Below are 20,994 nucleotides of genomic sequence, written 5' to 3' on the forward strand. Positions count from 1 at the left end.
TCAGATTATGAACGCTTTAGGCGGAAGCTGTGACACTACTGTGAGCCCCGGCAAGCACCTGTGAAAACGAAAGAAGCCGCCCCGGTTTCCGCCATCCGCTCCAGTAAGAACTGAGGCAAACGGCGGAAGCCGGGGCGGCAATCAAACAGCTTGGCTTAGTACCAGTTGTTGGCCAGGTGGAAGGCCAGGGCAGCTGACGGGGATCCGTAGCGTTCCTTGATGTAGTTCAGGCCCCACTTGATCTGGGTCTGGTAGTTGGTCTGCCAGTCAGCGCCGGCAGAAGCCATCTTGCCGGCCGGAAGGGACTGGACAATGCCGTAGGCGCCGCTGGAGGCGTTGGTGGCAGTGGTCTTCCAGTTGGATTCCTTCTCCCACAGCGTGTTCAGTGCCGTCATTTCGGCGGCGCTCCAGCCGTAGCTGCCCAGAATGCTGGCGGCGTAGGCCTTGGCAGCAGCGGGGTCATCCACAGCCTTGGGAGCAGCTGCGGCGGCTGCGGCTTCTGCGGCGGCGGCAGCAGCGGCGTCGGCTGCCTGCTTTGCGGCAGCGTCAGCGGCGGCCTTTTCGGCGGCAGCCTTTTCTGCGGCGGCCTGGTCGGCTGCTGCTTGTGCGGCGGCGGCCTGATCTGCAGCGGCTTTATCGGCGGCGGCTTTGTCAGCTGCGGCCTTGTCGGCGGCGGCTTTGTCAGCTGCGGCCTTGTCGGCGGCAGCCTTCTCAGCTGCGGCCTTCTTGGCTGCTGCGGCTTCCTCAGCGGCCTTGTTGTTGCTGGCCTCGGCGGCGGTCCGGGCTTCGGCCACGCGGCTTGCCTCAGGGAGAGTAAGAGCTGCGTTGGCGGCGGTTCCGAGCGATGCAACGCCCAGTGCAGCGGCGATAACGCCGGCTACTACGGACATGCGTGCACCGGACTTGCCGTCACGGGCTGCCTTCTTGAGGACTGACTGCGACTTGGTCGACGGGTTGTCGTTATGGTCGCGGTGACGCGCGGAAGGGCGCGTCTGATCGTTAAATTCAGACATGTGTGATTACCTCTCAGCGCCTGCGGAGTTAGCTGTCGGGTTCGGATGAGGTCATCCGGCCGCGCATCACGCTGCGGCTTCACCCCAAGGGCCGGCAATAAATGCCTGGGCCCGGAGACTCTGGGTCCCCCGTCTCTGCCTCGGAGAAAGTACGGACTCCGGGAAGTGGCAGAGCTCGGCGCATCCCGGATGCGGGCCAGTTGGGGCGACCCACCCTTTCGACGGTACAGGAGGTTTCCGCAGAAGTCACATTTAGGTAACAGAGATCACGACGACGGTGAGTCGCCTTGCCGGGATCGTTACAGTTGTCCGCCGCTCACGGTTGGAAGCCTCACGGCGAACTCCGTACGACCCGGACGGGAGGTCACTTCGACGCTTCCACCATGCGCTTCCACTATGGATTCCACGATCGACAGGCCCAGCCCCGACGTCCCCTCCGACCCCGACCGCGCTGCGTCGGCCCGGGCAAAGCGGGAGAAGATCCGGCCTTGGAAATCGTCCGGAATGCCGGGCCCGTTGTCCGTCACGGTCACCACTGCACTGCCGTCGGCCGAGAGCATCACGCCGGTGACAACCGTAGTTCCGGGATCTGTGTGCTTCCTGGCGTTCGAGAGCAGATTGGCCAGCACCTGGTGGAGCTGCGTGGCATCGCCGCGGACGGTGATGGGTTCATCAGGCAACGAGAGCTGCCAGATGTGGTCCGGGGCCATGACTTTCTCGTCGCTCACTGTCTCAACCACAAGCTGGGTCAGGTCCACATCGGTGACCTTGACCGGTTGGCCTTCATCCAGCCGTGCAAGCAACAGGAGGTCCTCGACCAGCGTGGTCATGCGCTCGGACTGGCTTTGGACCCTGGCCAGCGACTTCCTGCCGTCGTCCGTGAAGTTTTCGGTCATCCGCAGCAACTCGGTGTAGCCGCGGATGGCGGTCAGCGGGGTACGCAGTTCATGGGAGGCGTCGGCGACGAACTGCCGCACCTTGGTTTCGCTTTCCTGCCGGGCCTCCAGCGCGCTGGATACGTTGTTCAGCATCTGATTCAGGGCGTAGCCGACGCTCCCTACTTCAGTGCCGGGATGGGAGGCCGACGCCGGGACCCGCACCGCAAGTGCCACCTCGCCGGCGTCGAGAGGGAGGCGTGAAACCTTGGTGGCGACTTCGGAGAGCTGCTCAAGCGGCCGCATGGTTCGCCGGATAATCACCGTGCCAACCAGGCCGATCACCACCAGACCGCCCAGCGATACCAGCACCATGGTCCAGACCAGGGACGCCTCGGCGGTCTGCTTGTCCGCCAGCGGCAGACCCGTCACGATCACGTCGTCGTAGTTTGTTGTCACGGCCACCAGGCGGTAGTCGCCGTTGGACAGGGAACGGTCCACAGGGCGGCTGTCCCGGGGGAGTGTCAGAAGTACCTGCTCGTCAGCGTCCGAAAGGGAGACCCTCTTGCCCTGGGCGTCGATCAGGCCTGAACTCCGAACAGTTGATCCGTCGATCCGGGCGTTCAGCGTCCCGGCGGCCTGGCCGCGGGCCTCCAGCGGATCCGGCCTCCCGGACGGTGCGTTCGGAAAGCTCGACGGCGGCCTGCCGAACTCGTTCGCGCGGCTGGAGGCCTGTTGAAGCTGCTGGTCCAGTTGCTTGTTGAACACCGCGTCCATGGAGGCGTAGCTGACGATTCCGACGGCGCTGCAGATTGCTACCAGCAAGGCCATGGCTACCAGCACCAGGCGGGTGCGCAAATGCCAGGTGGAGGGATTGAGCCAGCTGCGCCGGGAGCTCCTGGCAACTCCTGAAAGGGTGCCCAATGCCTAGTCCGCGGGTTTGATGACGTAGCCGGCACCACGGATGGTGTGGATCATGGGTGGGTGGTTCGCCTCGATCTTCTTGCGGAGATACGAAATGTAGAGCTCCACGATGTTGGCCTGGCCGCCAAAGTCGTAGTCCCAGACGCGGTCCAGGATCTGGGCCTTGCTGACGACGCGCTTGGGATTTTCCATGAGGTAGCGCAGGAGTTCGAACTGCGTGGCGGTGAGGGTGATGTCCTCGCCGGCCCTTGTTACCTCCCGGGTGTCCACGTTCAAGGTCAGGTCTCCCACCACCAGTTCGGCGGTGTCCATGGCAGCGACGCCGGAACGCTGGACCAGCCGGTGGAGGCGGAGGAGGACTTCTTCCATGCTGAAAGGTTTGGTGACGTAGTCGTCGCCCCCGGCCGCCAAGCCAACGATGCGGTCCTGGACGGCGTCCTTGGCGGTGAGGAACAGGGCGGGAACTTCCGGGGCGAAAGCACGGATGCGGTTGAGGACCTCGACGCCGTCGAAACCGGGCAGCATGACATCGAGCACCAGCACGTCGGGTCGGAATTCTTTGGCAAGCTTTACCGCCCCGGGACCGTCGGCAGCCACGGCTACGGACCAGCCGGCCATGCGGAGGCCCATGCTCATGAGTTCGGCAAGGCTGGGTTCGTCGTCCACCACCAGTGCACGGATGGGGGACCCGTCAGGATGGGTGAGCTGGGGAAGGTTGTTGGTCATGGAGTGCGAGGAGGCCATGGGACAACTCTCTGTTCTGCTGGTTTGCCAGCGCTTTGCCGGTCCTGTGAAGACGCTGTGAAGTCAACACTAGCGAGGTGGGACCCGGCCCGGGGTGGCACTTGGTCCTGAAACGGGGGACGATTTCGCCGTCTCTACCAGATTCCGGACAAAAAATTCGAGAAGTTGCCGGCCGACGATTGGACAACAAGTGTTTCAGAACGTGAGATTCCGAATCAGCTGCGATCGCGAACACGAGAGTGCGAATCATGCCCGATCAGCCGAAGAAAATTCACTGGAAGGCTAATATTTCTTCCTCGCAACGAATGAAATGGCGTTCATTTTAGGGGTCCACGGAATTGTGATTTGCAGCACAATAGACCTCTACGTCTCAAAATGTGGACGGTTCGGCGCTTTGTTACTTGCGTGTTGCCATTGTTACGTTGCACACTTCCAATGTGAACAAGAACTCAACAGCACCTGCAGCCGCAGCAACCTGGTCCAGCACACCCGCTGGCCATGATGACCGCTGTTGTCGAATGCAAGCCTAACTTTCCACCCCAAGAAGTTTCAGGCATTCGCCCCCTAGCCCAGCGTTGGGCGCCCCTCCCCAAACTCATTGCGGGGACATTCAGCATTCGAAGCCGCGATGACGGCTATTCACTTTTGAGGTAAGCACTCCATGTCAGTTGCATCTGGATACGTCCACATCTCCGTCCGTAACGCCAACAAGGCCGCGTCGAACGCAGGGCTCCGCCCCGGTTTCGGCAACCGCCCCGGCTACGCCCCCGCCCAGCAAGGCGCCGGCCAGCAGGCTCCCGGGTACGTGCCGCAGGGCTACAACCCCAACTCCTACGGCCAGTTGCGTGCAGTACCTGCCGCCGAGCCGGCACCCATGACTGCGCCCACCCCGGTGATCGCCCAGTCGGACAGGCTGCGCCCCGTCGCCAACGACAACGTAGCCCGCGGTTTCGTGCTCTACATGGGTATTGACGAAGAGACCGCAGCTGCGGCTGGAACCTCCATTGCCAAGTTGGCCCAGGAAATCCGTGCCTACGCGCAGTCCTTGGTGACAGGCGCCGAGAGCTACGCGGCCGTGGCCGTCGCTCCCGCCGGGGCACCCGGGTCCGCGCTCGACGTCGTGCGTTCCACCTTCGGCGACCCCACCGTAGCCTCCCGCCAGCGTGCGGAAGCGGCACGTCCGGCTCCGCAGCAGGAAGCCCGCCCCTCAGGCGTGCTGATCGATCTTGCCCGTCGCGAAGTGCACCTGGATGGCGAGTCGTTGAACCTGACGTTCAAGGAGTTCGAGCTTCTCAACTACCTCGTCGAAAACGGCACCCGCACCGTGGGCCGCGACGAGCTGCTGGAAGGCCTGTGGCGCAACGCCGAAGAGGTGCCGAACGAGCGCACCATCGACGTCCACATCCGCCGCCTCCGCTCCAAGCTGGGCCGCCTGGCGAACACCGTGCGTACAGTCCGTGGACAGGGTTACCGCTTCTACGAGCACCCCGAGGTCATCGTCTGGGCCGCTCCGGAATACTCGATCTAATCTTTTGACTGCGAAAGCGTCCGCCCTCCAGGGCGGGCGCTTTCGCGTTGTCCGGCCAGTGAGAATTGGCCTCCACGGTCAAGGGGACGGATAGGGTTGATCTATGAGTGACCACCACATCAAGCGGCTTGTGATCATGCGCCATGCCAAGGCCGACTGGCCCACGGGTGTGCCGGATCATGAGCGTCCACTGGAGGAACGCGGACACCGCGAGGCGCCGCTGGCCGGCAAGTGGTTGCTCGAAAACGGTGTTGTTCCGGACTTCATCCTCTGCTCCTCAGCCCTGAGGACGCGCCAGACCTGTACCTGGGTGTGCGACGAGCTCGGCGAGAAGGCGCCCACGCCCAAACTTGAGGACGGCCTGTATTCCGCCTCGGCCAACCGCATGCTGACGGTCATCAACCACGTGCCGGACACGGTGACAACGCTCATGGTTATCTCGCACATGCCGGGGGTGCAGGATCTCGCCATGCACCTGGCCTCCCGGGATTCGGATCACGACGCCTACATGGATGCCGCCACCCGCTACCCAACCAGCGCGTTGACGGTCATGGAAACGGAAAAGTCCTGGGCTGAGCTCGACGGGCAGGATGCGCGGCTGACGCACTTCACTGTGCCCCGCCACTAGCTGCCGCTATTCAGTCAATTCCTCAGCGGCCACTTCACGCAGCAAGCGGACAACGTGCCGGATGTTGGGGCTGGCCGTCATGGTCTTCCTGTACACGATTCCCACGGATCGCTGCTGGGCAGGCCTGACCACGGGAATGGCCACCACGCCGGGCGGCAGGGTAGGCCTGCCCAGGCGGGGCACCAGCGCAATCGCCACCCCCTGTTCGACCATGGCGATGTGGGTAGAGAAATCGGGATCGTAAACGCGAATGTCCGGGACGCGGCCCAGTCCGGCGAAGATCTGCAAAAGAGCCTCATTGCAGATGGCTCCTGCCGGGGTGCTGATCCACGTCTCGTCCAGCAGGTCCTCACGCTCGACGGCGGTACGCGCCGCAAGCGGGTGCGTGCTGTTGACCAGGACATCGGCCTGGTCGACACACAGGTCCTCGTGCACGACGTTATCCGGTATCACCAGCGGAACGGAGTTCCAGTTGTGGACCACCGCCAGTTCGGCTTCGCCCGATGCCACCCGCTGCACGGCTTCCCGGGGATCCTCCGCCAGGACGGTGATGTCCAGCGCGGAATGTGCGGCCGCCATTCGTCCGAGGACCGGTCCTACCAGGCCCCGGCAGGCCGTGGAGAAAGCCACCAACCGCAGCAGCCCAGACGGTTTGGCGGGATCGGCGAGGAGGGTTGCCTGGAGTTCCTCAAGTTCGCCCATGATCCGCCGGCCGTACCCTGCCAGCGCCAGCCCCCGCTCAGTCAGCAGCACTCCACGGCCGTTCCGCTCCAGGACGGCCACGCCTGTCTGCTTCTCCAATTTCTTGATCTGCTGGGAAACCGCTGAGGGGCTGTAGCCCATGACGTCCGAGGCAGCCACTACGGAACCGTGCTGTTCCACGGCGACCAGTGCGCGCAAAGCCGAGATATCGATCATGAAGCAAATCTACTTGGTTTATTGCTGAATTCAACGCTGGTGCTTCAAGGAAAAGGGCGTCAGAGTGTACTTGTGAACCTTCGCCACTCCTTCCTTGCCGTGCTTGTCGCCGTCCTCTGGGGCATCAACTTCGTCGCAATCGACCTCGGACTCCACACGAACGGCCGGGACGTCCCGCCGCTGCTCTTCGTGGCCATGCGCTTCCTCCTGGTGGTCTTTCCTTTCATCTTCTTCATCCGGAAAGCGGACGTCGGCTGGAAGGCGATTATCGGCGTCGGACTCTTCATGAGTGCCGGGCAGTTCGGTCTGCTGTACCTCGGCATGGCGCTGGGGATGCCTGCAGGCCTGGCGTCCCTGGTACTGCAGGCGCAGGTGCTGTTTACGGTGCTGCTCGCCGCGCGTTTCCTTGGCGAAAAGCCAAGCCGGAGGCAACTGGCCGGTGTGGCGCTCGGTATCGCAGGCCTGGCCGTCGTGGCGCTGGGACGCAGTGCCGTGGCGCCCGTGCTGCCGCTCATGATTGTGCTCGCGGCGGCATTGTCCTGGGCCGTGGGGAACGTGGTGGCGCGTCATTCCAAAGCTGCATCGGGCCTGGGGCTGGTGGTGTGGTCCGGCGCTGTGGTGCCGCTGCCGTTGGCCGGGTTGTCGCTGCTGGTGGACGGGCCCGGGGTCGTGTGGGGCACGCTCACCGATCTCCAGCCGGCCACGATCCTGAGCGCGGTCTACACGGCGGTGTTTGCCTCGTTGGTGGGTTACGGCATCTGGAACCGGCTGTTGTCGCTGTACCCGAGCTCCGACGTCGTGCCTTTTACGCTGCTGGTTCCGGTGGTGGGCATGACGGCTGCGTGGCTGGTCCTGAACGAAATTCCCACGCCCGCCGAAGTCATGGGTGGCCTGATCCTGCTACTCGGCGTCGCGACGGCGGTGCTGGGAATCCCACGGAAACGCCCGGATGTTCCCGTTGCGGGGCCCGCTCTGCGCGTCTAAACCTGGCGTAAGCGCGTAGAGCGGGCCTCGCAACGCAGGGGCGTTAGCGTTTGGGCGCTGCCTTGCGTTGGTTTGGAGCGTTCGACGCCGGCCGCTTGGCTGCCGTGGTCGGCGTCCGGGATGGTGCGGGGCGCTTAGGGGCAGCCGGCTTTGCAGTGCCCGCGGGGCGTTGGGCCGGCACAACCGGACGCTTGGACTGCGTCGCCTGGCGGGAAGTTGGCGTGCGCCCTGCCGGCCGTTTCCTTGCCGCAGGGACGGGCCGTTTCGCGGGAGCTGCAGCCCGCGAACCAAACGAAGGCACCACGGCTCCGAGGAACATGACGGCCAGTGTTCCCACCCCGGCGGCCACCGCTAAGTAGAAATAGATGTCAGAGTCCTTGGTGCTCACCGCACTGCCCAAAGCGTTGGCATCCTGGGTGAACGCGATGCCCCACATCCGCAGGAAGGCGATGCTGCAGCCGATGAACAGGCTCGTTCCGATGGCGCCCAGCAGGATCACAAAGTACCGCCGCCGGTTGAAGACCTGGACCAGGGAAGCCAGGTAGCAGAGCAGCACGCTGCCCAGGAACAGGTACAGCACCAATTCCTCGAGCACGACGGCGGCCATGACCAAGAGTCCCAGGGACACAAAGGCGGCCACCACCGCAAGCTTCCCGCTGTTCCCCATGTGACGCATGAGGTTAATCATCGCCGACCATGTGGCCGCGCCACGCCGTCGTACATTGCAGTTGCATACCGTTGCGGGGCCCGCTGAGCAGGCTATGAGCGCGTCATGCCACGCAGACCGGGCCTCACAACGTGCTTGAAGCTACTTGATCACGTAGCCGTGCATGATGGTCATCACTGCGGCCACGCTTTGCTCGCGGGTCCGCTCCGGGTTGTACGTTTGCCGGTCCAGGCCCACCACGAAGATGGCCCCGAAGATGGCTGCTTCCAGGCTGCCTCGGACAATGCTCTGGTCAACCTTGTAGCCGGCGGCGACGCGCTCAACTGCGGAACCGATCACGGCCAGCAGCTCTGCGCGGAGTTCGGTGAACACAGCGCTCCACTCGCCGGGTGTCCGCCAGTTTTCGCTGACCCACAGCCGGGCGAAGGACGGGTAGTCGTCCATGAATTCCATGGCCTGTGCCACCATGTTCTTCATGGATTCCAGCGGATCACTGCTTTGCCCCTGGACGTCCTGGAGCCTGACCAGCATGATGTCCACGCCGTGCCGCAGGAGCTGCGCGATCAGGTCCGACTTGCTGCCGAAGTTGTAATACACAGTCCCCTTGGACACTCCTGCGGCGGCCGCGATCTCGTCAACCGTCACTCCCGCTGCACCACGTTCGCCGATCAGCTCCATGGACGCTTCGAACAGGCGCTGCTTGGTGGCGTTGGTGCGACCCGGGCGCAATTTCTTTCCGGTATCGCCGGAATCGGATGGCTGGGTGGTGCTCATACTGCGATCTCCGGCTTCAGGGTCTTCAGGGTCCACATCTTGTGCTTGCGGACTGCCAGGGTGGACAGCGCCGCTCCGAGCAAAGTGTATCCAAGCAGGCCCAGAACCGTCGGCCAGATCATGCTGAGTTCACCGCCATAGATCAGGTGCCGCATGCCAGTGACGACGTAACCCATGGGCAGGACCTCATGCACCACATGAAGCGGCATGGGGGTGGTCTGCCAGGGGAAGGTACCACCGGAGGAGACCAGCTGCAGGACCAGCAGGATCAGCACAACGAACTTGCCGGGCGTACCCATCAGCGCCACGATGCCCTGGATGCTGGCACTGAACGCCATCACCGCGGCCAGCATGAACAGCCACATCCCGATCGGATGGGCCGGATTCAAGCCAAGTCCGAGGTCCACCACCAGGGTGAGGATGGTGGCCTGCAGCACCGAGACCACGAAGAACGGCAGCCAGCCTCCGACGGCGATTTTCCAGGCGGGGGCGTTCGACGCCAGGGCCCGCTGGGTGATTGGCCGCATGGCCTGGACCAGCATGAAGACACCGATCCACAGGGCCAAGGTCAGGAAGAAGGGCGCCAATCCAGCGCCGTAGGAACCTGCCTTCGCCTGGGAGACGTTGTTCACCGAAACGGGGTCGGCGATGACCTTGGAGACGTTGCTCTTTTGTTCATCGTTCGGGTTGGGGATCTCACCCGCACCCTTGGCGAGCTCCGTGGCCAGCGTGTGCGAGCCATCGGAAGCGGTCACTGCACCACTGGCAAGTTGTCCCGCGCCGTCGTCCAGTTGGCGGGCGCCGTCGTCGAGCTTTACTGCGCCGTCCAAAGCGGTCTGCTGGCCGGCGGCCAGGGTTGCTGCGCCGGAATTCAGCTGCCCGGCACCAGCCGCAGCCTGCGAGATGGCATCGGTCAGCGTCGGCGTGGCGCCGGCAAGCTTCTGGGCGCCTGCGCTCACTGCTGCCGAACCGTCCGAGAGCTGCTGGATCTTGGCCGCATCACCGGAGATCTTCGCCTTGGCATCGGTGACCGGGCTGGATGCTGCGGCGGCATCGAAATCTGCCAGGACCTTATCGGCCTGCTCCTGTGTCAGCACGCCCGCCGTGACGAGCCGTGCGTTCGACTCCACGACGCGGTTGCGCAGGCCCTTGTCGGCGGCGTCCAACTGTCCGACGACCTCCTGGACCTTGGCGTTCAGCTCCGCATTTCCAGCGGCCACCTGGGCTGCACCGTCCGCGAGTTTCTGCGAATCGGCAGGCAAAGTGGCGGTTTTGTTCTTCAATTCCGTGAGGCCGGAACTCAGCTGGCCGGCACCCGTGTTCAGTTGCACAGCGCCATCCCGCAGCTGGGTTTGGCCGGACACGAGCTGATCCGCGCCGGTGACCAGCTGGCCGGTGCCCGTGTGGAGGGTCGCGGCGCCGTCGCTGAGTTTTCCGACGCCCGTGGCCAGCTCGGACGCGCCGTCGGCTGCCTTCACGATCGACGCGTGAATGGTGCCGAAACCGGTGAGGAGCTGGTTGGCCGTTTCCTCGCCTACTTCCTTGGCCACCGTCGAGTGCACGGCAGTGGTGAGTTTGTCCACGATGGTGCTCAGGAGGTAGTTGTTGGCGTCGTTGGTGGTGACGTGCAGCATGGCCTGGTTTGCGGCGTCGAAGCTGCCGGGCGAGACCAGGTTTGCTGAGAAATCCTTGGGGATCCGCAATGCGAAGGCGTATTCGCCCGTCCGGACGCCGGCGTCGGCTTCTTCCGCGCTGGAGACCTGCTTCCAGTTGAAGACATGGCCTTCTTCCAGGCTGTCGGCCACCTTCTTGCCGGCCTGCAGCTCGGTGCCGTCCTTCGACGTCGCTCCGGTATCTTCGACCACCAAGGCAGCGTCGATCTGGTTCAGGTTGCCGTACGGATCCCAGTTCGCGTACAGGTACACGGCGCCGTACAGCAACGGAACCATGGTCAGGGCGAGGATGGTCAGCTTGGGCAGGAGCCCGCCGGTCATGCGCTTGAGTTCGGAGCGGGCAAGCCGCAGAACAGTCACTTTGCAGTCCTTTGGAGGTTTTCGGTTTCAGGTTCTTCGGTCACGTCCGGCGTTGCGCCGGCGGCGTGCTTGGCTTTGGGTTCGACCGCCGGTTCGACGACGGCGGCCGGCTCGGCCGGTGCCGGCGCGGGCTCCGCTTCCCGTTCAGGGGGATGGGTCACTGAGTTGCCGATCACGGCTGCGGCGCCCGTCCAGTTGTCCGGGAGGGCACCGACGACGGCGACGACGGCAAGCGGCCGCCCGGCGTCGGACGCCAATGCCTGGAGCCGGGGCAACCAGGTCTCAGGATCCGCGCTGTGTCGGTCGGGGGAGTCGATGACCAGGAGGTCCGTGGCAGGGTCTGCCAGGGCGAGGGCCGTCAGCAGTTCAAGGCGTCGGCCGGCGGGAAGTTGTTCGATCCAGAGGCCGGCGATGTCCTCGAAGCTGTTCACTTTGAGCCAGGGTTTGCTCAGCAGCGCACCGCGGTAGCGTCGCGGGATAAGGGAAAGGTCTTCGGTGACGAGGTCGCGGACGCTGAGGTGCTGCTCCGGTTCGTTGACTCCGGGGGAGTCCACCAGGGCGCTGGCAAGCCTGATCTTCTTTGTTTTGGTGGTGTTGTCCCAGCTGAGGACGCCGTTGCTGGGCTTCATGCGGCCGCTCAGGGCCAAAGCGAGGGCGGTCCGCTGGTCCTGGCCTTCCCCTGCAACCAGGAGGAGTTCGCCGCGGTGCACCTGGAGCGAGGTTGCCGGGAGGAGATCGTCCCGGCGGCCGTTGATCTGGAGTTGCTGTACGGACAGCACAATGAAGCCTTTCGCAGAACTGTTGTCTGCTGAAAGTCTAACTGAACTGACTGGTCAGTTCAAATAAGAATCAGAGGCCATATTTTTCCATAAGCCGCAGCCATACCTCGCTGATGGTCGGATACGACGGAACCGCATGCCAGAGCCGGTCAAGCGGCACCTCCCCAACGATGGCGATCGTCGCCGAATGGAGGAGTTCGGCGACGCCGGGACCTGCGAACGTCGCTCCCAGGATCACCTTCCTGTCCTCATCCACCACAATCTGGGCCCACCCCTTGTAGTCCGGGGAGTACAACTGTGAGCCGCTGACGTTGATGGGAAGTTCTACCCCCGTAACGTTCTTGCCCTGCAGGAGTGCCTGCTCAAGGCCCTGACCCACGGACGCAACCTCGGGGTCGGTGAAGACGACGCTGGGCACCGCGTGATCATTGGCGGTATGCGCCCAGGGGCTCCACGGCTGCGGACTGCCTTTCAGTTCGCCCTTGGCCCGGGCCACGATGGCGTCCCCTGTTGCCCTCGCTTCGTATTTGCCTTGGTGTGTCAGGAGCACCTTTCCGGCAGCGTCTCCGGCGGCATAGAGCCACGGTCCGTTGCTTTCGCCGCCGGATGGGCCCTCGACGAGCCCGCTGGCATCCGTCGTGAGCCGGAGCGCTTTGCCGTCCCGGGCTTCAAGGCCAACGCTTTCCAAGCCCAGACTGGCCAGGGCGGGATGCCGTCCAGAGGCGACCAGCAGCTGGTCGGCAACGAGTGTTTTGCCGTCGAGCGCCACGGTGATGGAACCGTCGTCGTTCTTCTCCACCTTGTGGACGTCGCTATGGAGGTGGACCGCGACGCCATCGGCGCGAAGGCCGGCCAGGACCAGGTTCGCTGCTTCCTCCGCATAGCTGCTCAGCAACCGCCCCCGCGCCACCAGCGTGACGTTGGAACCCAAGCGGGCGAATGCCTGGGCCAGTTCGACACCGGCCACGCCGCCGCCGAGGACGACGAACCGCTTCGGGACTTCCTTGGCTGCTGTGGCCTCCCTGGTGGTCCAGAAAGGTACGTCCTGCAGGCCTTCGATGCCCGGGACGGTGGGCTTCGAGCCGGTGGCGACCACTACGGCGTGGTGGGCCTTGAGGGCGTAGCTGTTGCCGTCAAGCCCATCCACGTGAACCTCGCGGGGGCCGGTTATCCGGCCGCGCCCGCGAATCAGGTCAATGCCGGCGCTGTCCAGCCATTCAACCTGGCTGCCATCCTGCCAATTGTTGGTGAACCAGTCCCGGTGCTTCAAAGCTGCGTTGGCATCAATTGTCCCGGTAACGGCCTCCGTCGCACCCGGAATTCCCTGGGCGGCATGGAGGACGCTGCCGGGGCGGAGAAGTGCCTTGGAGGGGATGCAGGCCCAATACGAGCATTCGCCGCCAACCAATTCGCTTTCAATGATCACTGCCGAGAGGCCGCCCCGAACCACCCGGTCCGCCACGTTTTCCCCAACGGCGCCTGCGCCGATCACTATTACGTCGTATTCGCGGGAGCTCTCGGCAGTCATGGGGAAAGCCTACAACCGCTCCGCTGGCGTTGTGAGGGAAGGAGTTTTGCATTGTCCATATATTGATATCCATATCTCAAAATATGGATTGATTGATTAGGCTGCCGAACATGAACGAACACCTGAGGCCGTTTGTTGATTGGAAGTGGTGTGCGGGGCGCCGTGAGGGCATCGTCCTGGCGGACACCCGATGGTATCTCGACGGCTCGTCCGGGAAGGACGAGTACTTGCGCGGGCATCTCCCTGGCGCGGTGTTCATCGATCTGGACCGCTGGCTATCCGGTCCGGCGTCCCCTGAGGCCGGGCGGAACCCGCTGCCCGATCCCGAAGTGTTCGCCGAGGGGATGCGGGCCGCCGGTATCAATGACGCGGACACAGTAGTTGCCTACGACGACGCCGGTGGAGTCATCGCGGCCAGGCTCGTGTGGATGCTCAGGTCGACGGGGCACAAGGCAGCGGTCCTGCAGGGAGGGATGGACTCCCATCCAGGCCGAGTCACCGATGAAACCGCGCCAAGGCCGCGAGGGAACTTCACGGCCCGGGCATGGCCGGCGGGCCATCTCGCCGATATCTCGGACGCTGCTTCCGGGAGGTACGTGACGGTGGATGCCAGGAACCGTGACCGTTTCGAGGGCAAACAGGACCCCATCGATCCTCGTCCGGGCCACATTCCCGGAGCCGTCAACGTCCCTTGCCGCGGCAACCTCGACCCATCCGGGCAGTTGCTGCCCGAACTCCGGATCCGTACAAACTTCGAACGGGCAGGCATCAACTCCGCAGACAACACCATTTCCTACTGCGGCTCCGGGGTGACTGCCTGCCACAACCTGCTGATGATGGAGCACCTGGGAATGGGCCGCGGCAAGCTGTTTGTCGGCGGGTGGTCCCAGTACGGACAGGCGCTGGACAGGCCGGTGGAGACGTCCTGGGGACAGGTCCGTGGAGATTCTGCTGGATCATCGCCGTCCCGAGCGGGGTAACCCGCGCCATGCGGGGCACACACAGGGTGGGTCCACGGAATGATCCAGCAGAAAATGCAGCTACGCGTGCATCGCACCCTTGAACCAGCCCGTGATGCTGGCCGGGTGGGTGATGGCGGTCCCGACAACCACGGCGAAGGCGCCGGCGTCGAGGGCTTGGCGGGCTTGGGCGGGGGTGTGGATGCGGCCCTCGGCGATCAAGGGCTTTCCCAAGCCGGCAGAAGCGATCCGTTGCAGGAGCTCCAGGTCCGGCCCGTCGGTCTTGGGGCGCTCGCCGGTGTAGCCGGCCAAGGTGGTCCCGATCAGGTCCGCGCCCGCCTCAACGGCGGCGACGGCGTCGTCGAACGAACCGCAATCAGCCATGACCAAAGCATGGGATTCCGCATGGATTCCGGCAACGGTCCCGGCGAGGGAAAGCCCATCCGGTCGGGAACGCCGTGTCCCGTCAATGGCTACAACGTGTGCACCGGCATTGGCCACAGCGAGGGCGTGCCGCAGTGTGGGAGTGATGAAGACACCGTCGTGGCCGTCCTTCCACAAGCCAATGACAGGGACCTCGACGGCGGTGCGCGTGAACTGCACGTCGGCCAACCCCTGGACACGGATCGCCGCAGCCCCGCCGATCACGGCCGAAGCGGCCACCTGCCCGGTGGTCCGGGGATCGCGCATGGGCTCGCCCGGGTAGGCCTGGCAGGAGACGATCAGTTGGGCACGGAGGCCTTCGAGGCCTGCTGGAGTGAGGATCAAGATGTCTTCCTTACTGAAGGACGAGTTTCGCAGCACCAACAATGGCAGCGCTGTTGCCGAGGGTTGCCCGGACTACCGGCACGGAAAGCAGCGGCGAGAGCAGTTCCCGGCGCAAGGCAATCTCCATGGGTTTCCACCAGAGGCCGCCCGCGTCGGCAAGGCCGCCGGAGACCACGACGGTTTCAGGGTCCAGGATATTGATGAGGCCACCGACGGCTTGCCCGGCGGCGGCAGCGCCGAGTTCAACGGCTTGGGCCGCCGCGAGGGTGCTCGCGGTGGCTCCCTCGGCGTTGCTGTCAGGTTCGGCCAGCGCGAACACGCCACGGGTGTCAGCGGCATCCAGGGCAGAACCCCCCAAGCGGAGGTAGGACTCGTGGATGGCAGGTCCGGAAGCGATCGCCTCCACGTGCCCGGCAGCGCCACAGACGCAGGCCAGGGGAACGCCGTCGAACGTGGCGTAAGGCGAAGCGAAGTGCCCTACATGCCCGCCGACAAACCGGTGGCCAAGAACAGGGGTGCCGTCCAGGACAAAGCTGCCTCCGACGCCGGTCCCGAAGGCCACCATGAGGGAACTCGACGATCCCGCGGCGGCACCCAGCCAGGCTTCGCCGAGGGCATGGGCGTGGACGTCGTTGACGGCACGCACGCCCAGGCCGAGGCGCGCCGACAAGCCTGCGGCAAGCGCCGTCCCAGCCCAGCCGAGGATGGCATCCGTTGCCGACACCACGGTCCCTGAAGCGGCGTCGATAACCCCTGCGGAGCCGACACCGACGCCGGACACGGTATGTCCGGCGTCGGCAGCGCGCTCCACCAAGCCCGCGATCAGCGCAGAGGTGGCGTCGAGGATCGCTTCACCACCTGCCCGGTTCAACGTCGGAATGGTCTCCGACATCAGCACAACACCAGTGGAGTCAACAACCCCGGCAGCGGTTTTGGTGCCGCCGAGGTCAACGCCGATCACGTGGGTCGCTTGGGCTAGGGGAGCGGTCATGAATGCTTAGACCAGCCCGTTCCGTTCAAGGATTTCGCGGATCGCAGCAGTCTCGGATTCATTCAGGGACAGCATGGGCGAGCTCATGGTGTTGGACTCGATCACGCCCATCACCTGCAGCGCGGTCTTGAAGGCACCCAGGCCGGCGGCACCGCCGGAGACACGTCCGTTGGGGGTGTAGACGATCTCGAAGACGTCGGCCAAGCGGTCCTGCTCGCGGGCCGCACCTGCCCAGTCGCCTGCCTGCGCGGCGTCGAACAGGCGGCGGTAGCCTGCCGGGTCAACGTTGCCAAGGCCCGGAACAACGCCTTGCGCGCCGCCCAGGAGGGCGCCGTCCACCACAACTTCGTGACCGGTGAAGATGTCGAAGTCGGGGATGTCCTTGGCTGCGAGGAGCAGCTGGCGGAAGGAAACGTCGTCGCCCGAGGAATCCTTGACACCGGCAATGACGCCGTCACGGCCGAGGCGGACCAGGAGGTCGGTGGGCAGCTTGAAATGCGTGCGGACCGGGACGTCGTAAGCGAAAATCGGCTTGTCGATGGCGGCGTGGATGCTGCGGAAGTGCGTTTCGGTTTCCGCTGCGTTGCCGATTGCGTAGTACATGGAGGTGACTACGATCGCGTCAGCGCCCAGGTCAACCACCTTGCGCGCTTCTTCGATCACGCGGTTGGTGGTCTGCTCGTTGGCGCCCACGATCAGCGGAACCGCGCTGGCGTTGGCGTCGGCGATGGTGGAGACCACCAGCTCACGCTCGTCGTTGCTGAGGTACGGGACTTCGCCGGAGGAGCCCAGGACGAAGAGGCCGGACACGCCGCCGTCGATCAGGTGCTTGGTGACGTTTTTCAGCGACGCGGTGTCGATGCTGCCGTCAGCGTGGCGGGGGGTGATGACCGGGGGGATGACGCCCTGGAACTGAGTGGACACAGAATTCTCCGTTGTTTGTAACTTGTGAAGGGAAAAACTAGATGTGAAGCAGGCTCGGCGCGGCGCCCAGCAGTTTCTTGGTGTAGTCGTTGCTCGGGTTGTCGAAGACCTGCGCGGCTGTGCCCTGCTCGACGATCTTGCCGAAGTACATGACGCAGATGCGGTCCGAGACGTACCGGACGGTTTGGATGTCGTGCGAAATGAACACCATGCCGAGGTTCAGCTGGGTCTTCAGGTCGGACAGCAGGTTCAGGACCTGCGCACGGACTGAAACGTCCAAGGCCGACGTCGGCTCATCCGCCACGATGATGTCCGGGTCCAGGGCCAGTGCGCGGGCGATCGCCACACGCTGGCGCTGGCCGCCGGAAACCTGCGACGGCGTTACTTCGGCTGCCGATTGCGGCAAGCCAACCAGCGCCAACAGTTCCTTGACCTTGGCGGCGCGTGATGACGCGTTACCAATGCCGTGGATCTGCAAAGGATCCGTGAGGATGTCCTGGATGGTCATGCGCGGGTTCAGTGCCGTTGCCGGGTCCTGGAAGACCACGGAGACGGAGCGGCCGAACTGCTTGCGCATGGCGGCGTTCCGTTTGATGGCAGGCTTTCCGTGGAACATGACCTGGCCCGACGTCGGCGGCTGCAGTCCCACGAGCACTGACGCGAGCGTGGACTTGCCGCAGCCGGACTCACCGACGATGCCCACGGTTTCGCCGCGGCTGATGGTGAAGTCCACGCCGTCCACGGCTTTGACGATGTTCGGCCGGAACAGGCCACCGGTCCGTGCGTGGTGGTAGACCTTGACGTCCTTGAGTTCGATGACCGGCTTGCCGGTTGACTCGCTCATTTCGCGTCCTCCTTCAAGTGGCTGGCCCAGTAGTGGTCGGCATCGTCACCGTTTGCGGAGTCAACCGAAGAAACCGTGGTGAGGACCAGCTTCTGGTGGGGATCGGCGTCGGGTCGCAGTGAGCGGGCCGCGAAGCGGTCGCCCGTTGCGAAGTCCCGGGGCGACGGGACGGTGCCGGGAATCTGGTGCAGCCGGACGGCGTCGGCCTCAATGGAAAGGACGGCGCCCAGCAGACCCCGGGTGTACTCGTGTTTGGGGTTTTGCAGGAGTTCGGAGGCTCGTGCGGATTCCACCACCTGGCCGGCGTACATGACGGTGATGCGATGCGCCAAGGAAGCCACCAGCGCGAGGTCGTGGCTGACGAATACCATCGCGAAGCCGAGCTGTTCGCGCAGTTCGTTGAGGAGATCCACAACCTGCTTCTGGACGGTGACATCCAAGGCTGTCGTGGGCTCGTCGGCAACCACGATCTTCGGCGAACGGGACAGGGCCATGGCGATCAGCACACGCTGACGCTGGCCGCCGGAGAGCTCATGCGGGTAGCTGGCGAGGGTCCGGACAGGGTCCAGTTTCACCATTTCAAGGAGCTCGGTGGGCGTCTTCCGTCCGCCGCGTTTGGTGAGCTGCTCCAGCTGGTCCTTGATCTTCATGGACGGGTTCAGGGAGCTCAGGGCGTCCTGGTAGACCATGGCAATCTGCTCACCGCGGAGGCCCTCGTACGCCTTGGGATTGCTGTGCTGCGTCTTGGCGTCCAGGAGTTCCTTACCGTCGAACATGATGGAACCGGTGACCTGGGCTGTTTTGGGAAGAAGGCCCATGACGGCCAGCGAGGTGATGGACTTGCCGCAACCGGATTCGCCCACCAGGCCCATCGTTTCGCCTTCGCGGACGGTGAAAGACACGTTGTCCACGATCGCGATGTCGCCGAAGCGGCCCGGGAAACGGATGGACAGGTTCTTCACTTCAAGGACGTTGCGTGCGCCGGCCGAAACCTGGGGGAGGCGGTCGGTGCGCTTCGCTTCGATGGCTGCGAGCAGTTCCAGCTCACGGTCCAGCAGGAGGTGTGGGTTCGCGGCTGCGAGTCGGACGTCGGTGAGCACGGCTGAAGTGGCCACATCAGAAGCGGATCCGTCACCGGAAGCCGCAAGGACGCCGTCGAGCTCATGTTCCTCAACCACCGAAGGCTGGGCAACTGAGGTTGCCACCTCAGTGTCAACGGCCACAACTGCGGCGGATCCGTCGTCGTCCTTTACTACGGGCGCACGGCGGAGTTTCGGGTTCACCATCGCATCCGTGAGGCCCTCGGCGAGGATGTTCAGGGACAGAACGGTCAGGAGGATGGTCAGGCCGGCGAAGGTGGTGGCCCACCAGCCGCCGGACAGCACCAGATTGCGTCCGTAGGAGATCACGTTGCCCCACGACGGGGCGGGATCCTGCACGCCGGCGCCGAGGAAGGACAGGGAAGCTTCCAGGATGATGGCGTCTGCCACCATGACCGTAGCGAACACCAGCACCGGAGCGGCGGTGTTGCGGACGATGTGCTTGACCAGGATGTAGAAGCGTCCGGCACCGATCACCCGTTCGGCTCGGACGTAGTCTTCGCCGTACTGTGCCAGCACGTTGGCGCGGACCACGCGGGCCAGCTGCGGGGTGTAGATGATGGCGATCGCGATGATGATGGTCGGGACCGAGTTGCCGAATGCTGCCAGCAGCACGGCGGCCAGGGCGATGCCCGGGAACGCCATGAGGATGTCCATGAGCCGCATGATGATTTCGTTCACGGACTTGCTGGAGGTCGCCGCGAAGGAGCCCAGGAGAGCGCCGGCGAGGATGGCCAGAGCCACTGCACCGAGGCCGATCATCAGCGACGATTGTGCGCCGAACAGGAGCCGGGAGAAGATGTCGCGGCCTAGGCGGTCGGTACCGAAGAAGTGCTCGGCGCCGGGCGGTGTGGCTGGAATGAAGGTTTCCAGCGGATCGTGCGGGGCAATGACCGGCGCGAAGACCGCGGCCAGGACAATCACGATGAGGAAGAGCAGGGCGATACGGGAGCCCCAGGGCAGGGCCTTGAAACGAATGCCCGGGGCACTTAGCCGTTCTGCGAGCTTGCTGCGCATGAGCTATACCGTCCTGATTCGGGGGTTGATGAGCAGGTAAAGAAGGTCCACCACGATGTTCACCAGAACGAAGGTGACGGAGATGGTGAGCACCACGCCCTGGACCAGGTTGACGTCCAGGTTGGTGATGCCGTTGAGGATCAGCTGGCCCATGCCGGGCAGGGCGAAGATCATTTCAATCACGACGGCGCCGCCCAGCAGGTAGCCGACGCGCAGTCCCAGCACGGTCACCGGGGTGACGAGAGCGTTGCGGAGGACGTTCTTGGAGACGACCTCACGGTAGGGGACACCATTGCCGATGGCGGTTCGGACGTAGTCGCGGTCCAGTTCTTCCACCATCGAGGTGCGGACCACGCGGATCAGCGAGGCGGACACGGGAATGCCGAGGGCGAGGGCCGGGAGGGCCATCGAGTTGAGCCAACCGCCGAAGCCGGACTCCGGCGTCGCAATTCCGCCCGAGGGGAACATCGGGTTCTCGCCGAGCGCGAACCACTGGATGAGCAGGATGCCCAACCAGAACGAGGGCGTGGCGATCGCGGCGATGGAGAAGACGCGGACCAACTGGTCCTGCCACTTGTCGCGGTAGAGCGCGCCGAGGATGCCGAACGCCAGCGAGAGCACGATGGCGATGAGGACGCCCAGGAAAGTGAGCTGGAGCGTCAGTGGGAAAGCCGAGCCGATCATGGAAGCCACGGACTTGGCCGGCGGGGTGGTGGTGCCAAGGTCGAACTGCAGGAGCTTGCCGAGGAATCGGAAGTACTGCAGGACCAGGGGATCGTTGAGGCCATTGTCCTGGCGGTACTGCTGCTTCGCTTCTTCGCTGGCGCCGTCACCGAGGGCGGAGCTTGCCTGGTCTCCGGGAGCGGCCTGCAGGACGAGGAAGACGAGCAACGTGATGCCCAGGATCATCAATGGCAATGCTGCAAGCCTGCGGCCAAGCAGACGCAATATCGTGACCAATTTGTTCTCCGGTAGGTTGGTGGTGCTGGTTGCGGG

At 64.3% G+C, this 20,994-nt stretch carries 19 protein-coding genes and 1 riboswitch; of the genes, 4 read left to right on the top strand and 15 right to left on the bottom strand.

Going from position 1 to position 20,994, the window contains the following annotated elements:
* Window positions 1–155: 155 nt before the first annotated feature.
* The 3 genes from HMI60_RS07770 to HMI60_RS07780 all read right to left on the bottom strand — a co-directional run bounded on the left by HMI60_RS07770 (window position 156) and on the right by HMI60_RS07780 (window position 3,556).
* On the bottom strand, window positions 156–1,013 hold the full coding sequence (locus tag HMI60_RS07770) for a hypothetical protein (protein WP_079581546.1): 858 nt from the start codon (window positions 1,011–1,013) through the stop codon (window positions 156–158).
* A 3-nt stretch (window positions 1,014–1,016) separates the two neighbouring features.
* A riboswitch (cyclic di-AMP (ydaO/yuaA leader) is annotated at window positions 1,017–1,204 on the bottom strand.
* 108 nt (window positions 1,205–1,312) lie between these two features.
* A complete protein-coding gene (locus HMI60_RS07775; protein WP_039239705.1) occupies window positions 1,313–2,812 on the bottom strand; it encodes a cell wall metabolism sensor histidine kinase WalK in 1,500 nt (499 codons plus the stop codon).
* A 3-nt stretch (window positions 2,813–2,815) separates the two neighbouring features.
* The gene (locus HMI60_RS07780; RefSeq protein WP_018777966.1) at window positions 2,816–3,556 is read right to left on the bottom strand and encodes a response regulator transcription factor; all 741 of its coding nucleotides are present in this window, start codon (window positions 3,554–3,556) and stop codon (window positions 2,816–2,818) included.
* A gap of 661 nt (window positions 3,557–4,217) precedes the next feature.
* Here HMI60_RS07780 and HMI60_RS07785 point away from each other — a divergent pair.
* Both HMI60_RS07785 and HMI60_RS07790 read left to right on the top strand, forming a co-directional pair.
* Window positions 4,218–5,084, top strand: a complete 867-nt coding sequence (locus HMI60_RS07785; protein ID WP_018777965.1) for a winged helix-turn-helix domain-containing protein — start codon at window positions 4,218–4,220, stop codon at window positions 5,082–5,084.
* 103 nt (window positions 5,085–5,187) lie between these two features.
* Complete coding sequence (locus HMI60_RS07790) at window positions 5,188–5,712, top strand: histidine phosphatase family protein (RefSeq protein WP_039239709.1); 525 nt, start codon at window positions 5,188–5,190, stop codon at window positions 5,710–5,712.
* Between the two features lie 6 nt (window positions 5,713–5,718).
* On the opposite strand, the gene HMI60_RS07795 is transcribed toward HMI60_RS07790, so the two are convergent.
* Window positions 5,719–6,630, bottom strand: coding sequence for a LysR family transcriptional regulator (locus tag HMI60_RS07795; protein WP_079581543.1), 912 nt, complete (start codon window positions 6,628–6,630; stop codon window positions 5,719–5,721).
* A gap of 72 nt (window positions 6,631–6,702) precedes the next feature.
* Between HMI60_RS07795 and HMI60_RS07800 the strand changes: the two genes are divergently transcribed.
* On the top strand, window positions 6,703–7,614 hold the full coding sequence (locus HMI60_RS07800) for an EamA family transporter (RefSeq protein WP_193590893.1): 912 nt from the start codon (window positions 6,703–6,705) through the stop codon (window positions 7,612–7,614).
* 43 nt (window positions 7,615–7,657) lie between these two features.
* Here the strand turns inward: HMI60_RS07800 and HMI60_RS07805 are convergent, their stop codons facing one another.
* The 5 genes from HMI60_RS07805 to HMI60_RS07825 form a co-directional block, all read right to left on the bottom strand.
* Window positions 7,658–8,290: a hypothetical protein gene (locus HMI60_RS07805; RefSeq protein ID WP_227453681.1), complete on the bottom strand. Its 633-nt coding sequence runs from the start codon at window positions 8,288–8,290 to the stop codon at window positions 7,658–7,660.
* A gap of 132 nt (window positions 8,291–8,422) precedes the next feature.
* Window positions 8,423–9,055 carry a TetR/AcrR family transcriptional regulator gene (locus HMI60_RS07810; RefSeq protein ID WP_018777961.1) on the bottom strand — a complete coding sequence of 211 codons (633 nt, stop codon included), beginning with the start codon at window positions 9,053–9,055 and terminating at the stop codon, window positions 8,423–8,425.
* Window positions 9,052–11,088, bottom strand: coding sequence for a YhgE/Pip domain-containing protein (locus tag HMI60_RS07815; RefSeq protein WP_193590895.1), 2,037 nt, complete (start codon window positions 11,086–11,088; stop codon window positions 9,052–9,054). Before HMI60_RS07815 ends, HMI60_RS07810 begins: the two co-directional genes overlap by 4 nt.
* Complete coding sequence (locus HMI60_RS07820; protein ID WP_193590896.1) at window positions 11,085–11,867, bottom strand: ABC transporter ATP-binding protein; 783 nt, start codon at window positions 11,865–11,867, stop codon at window positions 11,085–11,087. Before HMI60_RS07820 ends, HMI60_RS07815 begins: the two co-directional genes overlap by 4 nt.
* A gap of 70 nt (window positions 11,868–11,937) precedes the next feature.
* Window positions 11,938–13,395 (bottom strand): NAD(P)/FAD-dependent oxidoreductase, encoded by a 1,458-nt coding sequence (locus tag HMI60_RS07825; protein ID WP_193590897.1) that lies wholly within the window; start codon window positions 13,393–13,395, stop codon window positions 11,938–11,940.
* A gap of 110 nt (window positions 13,396–13,505) precedes the next feature.
* Here HMI60_RS07825 and HMI60_RS07830 point away from each other — a divergent pair, with 110 nt between their 5' ends.
* Complete coding sequence (locus HMI60_RS07830) at window positions 13,506–14,375, top strand: sulfurtransferase (protein ID WP_193590898.1); 870 nt, start codon at window positions 13,506–13,508, stop codon at window positions 14,373–14,375.
* Between the two features lie 60 nt (window positions 14,376–14,435).
* On the opposite strand, the gene HMI60_RS07835 is transcribed toward HMI60_RS07830, so the two are convergent.
* The 6 genes from HMI60_RS07835 to HMI60_RS07860 are packed head-to-tail and all read right to left on the bottom strand — an operon-like array spanning window position 14,436 to window position 20,958.
* Window positions 14,436–15,122, bottom strand: a complete 687-nt coding sequence (locus HMI60_RS07835) for an N-acetylmannosamine-6-phosphate 2-epimerase (RefSeq protein WP_110505024.1) — start codon at window positions 15,120–15,122, stop codon at window positions 14,436–14,438.
* 10 nt (window positions 15,123–15,132) lie between these two features.
* Window positions 15,133–16,113 (bottom strand): ROK family protein, encoded by a 981-nt coding sequence (locus HMI60_RS07840; protein ID WP_193590899.1) that lies wholly within the window; start codon window positions 16,111–16,113, stop codon window positions 15,133–15,135.
* Between the two features lie 6 nt (window positions 16,114–16,119).
* Window positions 16,120–17,037: a dihydrodipicolinate synthase family protein gene (locus HMI60_RS07845; protein ID WP_193590900.1), complete on the bottom strand. Its 918-nt coding sequence runs from the start codon at window positions 17,035–17,037 to the stop codon at window positions 16,120–16,122.
* Between the two features lie 37 nt (window positions 17,038–17,074).
* On the bottom strand, window positions 17,075–17,881 hold the full coding sequence (locus HMI60_RS07850) for an ABC transporter ATP-binding protein (protein ID WP_018777953.1): 807 nt from the start codon (window positions 17,879–17,881) through the stop codon (window positions 17,075–17,077).
* Entirely contained in the window at window positions 17,878–19,998 is a 2,121-nt protein-coding gene (locus tag HMI60_RS07855; protein ID WP_039239723.1) for a dipeptide/oligopeptide/nickel ABC transporter permease/ATP-binding protein, read from the bottom strand. Before HMI60_RS07855 ends, HMI60_RS07850 begins: the two co-directional genes overlap by 4 nt.
* A gap of 3 nt (window positions 19,999–20,001) precedes the next feature.
* Complete coding sequence (locus tag HMI60_RS07860) at window positions 20,002–20,958, bottom strand: ABC transporter permease (protein WP_035733684.1); 957 nt, start codon at window positions 20,956–20,958, stop codon at window positions 20,002–20,004.
* Between the last annotated feature and the right edge of the window lie 36 nt (window positions 20,959–20,994).

Source organism: Paenarthrobacter sp. YJN-D (assembly GCF_015040335.1).
Classification (GTDB): domain Bacteria; phylum Actinomycetota; class Actinomycetes; order Actinomycetales; family Micrococcaceae; genus Arthrobacter; species Arthrobacter nicotinovorans.

Coding starts and splice junctions, on each gene's coding strand:
- HMI60_RS07770 (WP_079581546.1), bottom strand. CDS start 1,013: ATGTCTGAATTTAACGATCAGACGCGCCCTTCCGCGCGTCACCGCGAC.
- HMI60_RS07780 (WP_018777966.1), bottom strand. CDS start 3,556: ATGGCCTCCTCGCACTCCATGACCAACAACCTTCCCCAGCTCACCCAT.
- HMI60_RS07785 (WP_018777965.1), top strand. CDS start 4,218: ATGTCAGTTGCATCTGGATACGTCCACATCTCCGTCCGTAACGCCAAC.
- HMI60_RS07790 (WP_039239709.1), top strand. CDS start 5,188: ATGAGTGACCACCACATCAAGCGGCTTGTGATCATGCGCCATGCCAAG.
- HMI60_RS07795 (WP_079581543.1), bottom strand. CDS start 6,630: ATGATCGATATCTCGGCTTTGCGCGCACTGGTCGCCGTGGAACAGCAC.
- HMI60_RS07805 (WP_227453681.1), bottom strand. CDS start 8,290: ATGCGTCACATGGGGAACAGCGGGAAGCTTGCGGTGGTGGCCGCCTTT.
- HMI60_RS07810 (WP_018777961.1), bottom strand. CDS start 9,055: ATGAGCACCACCCAGCCATCCGATTCCGGCGATACCGGAAAGAAATTG.
- HMI60_RS07825 (WP_193590897.1), bottom strand. CDS start 13,395: ATGACTGCCGAGAGCTCCCGCGAATACGACGTAATAGTGATCGGCGCA.
- HMI60_RS07830 (WP_193590898.1), top strand. CDS start 13,506: ATGAACGAACACCTGAGGCCGTTTGTTGATTGGAAGTGGTGTGCGGGG.
- HMI60_RS07840 (WP_193590899.1), bottom strand. CDS start 16,113: ATGACCGCTCCCCTAGCCCAAGCGACCCACGTGATCGGCGTTGACCTC.
- HMI60_RS07850 (WP_018777953.1), bottom strand. CDS start 17,881: ATGAGCGAGTCAACCGGCAAGCCGGTCATCGAACTCAAGGACGTCAAG.
- HMI60_RS07855 (WP_039239723.1), bottom strand. CDS start 19,998: ATGCGCAGCAAGCTCGCAGAACGGCTAAGTGCCCCGGGCATTCGTTTC.